Here is a 580-nt window from a genome sequence, read left to right on the forward strand (position 1 = left end):
CGGGGCTCCCCGGCCACCCAGGCGGGGAGGCGGGCCTCGAGGGCCAGGCGGAGGGCCAGGGAGGAGCCGGGCCCCAGGGCGGGGGCCCCGCCCTCCGGCGGGAAGACCAAGAGGCAGGAGGCCGGAGGCAGGCCCAGGCCCCGGTGGCCAAGGACCACGGCCCGGGTGCGCTGGGCGAGCCGGGCCTTGGGCGGCCCCGGGAACTGAGAGGCCCGCACCACCTGGGCGCCGGGGACGGCCCGGACCACGGCGGCGTCCACCCCGCGCTGGTCCCCCACCCGCACCACGCCCCCCGAGGCCAGGACCAGGGCCACCACGGGGGCCACGGGCCAGGGGGAGCCGCGCCGGGAGCCCGCGAAGGCCACCACACCGGAAAGGGGAAGGGACACCATAACTACCTCCCACCCGCGCGCTTTTCCCGCGCCGGGCGCGAGGGCCCCCAAAGGGGGCGCGGAGGCCCGGAGGCAAGGCTGGGGCAGGGGCCCCACCCGTAGGGCTCGGCCTTGCCGGGTCACGGGCGAAGCCCGTACCTTGCGGGCCGGAGCGCCCTACAATGGGGCCCAGCCCGGCGCGGGAAGGG

1 protein-coding gene is annotated in these 580 nt (G+C 79.5%); it reads right to left on the reverse strand.

Annotated features, from left to right (window positions below; translation table 11 throughout):
* Positions 1-392: hypothetical protein (locus ACYQ0J_RS00655; RefSeq protein WP_460170273.1), on the reverse strand; the 392-nt coding region annotated here is incomplete at its 3' end.
* Positions 393-580: the final 188 nt, after the last annotated feature.

It is taken from the genome of Thermus sp. FJN-A, from assembly GCF_054655095.1.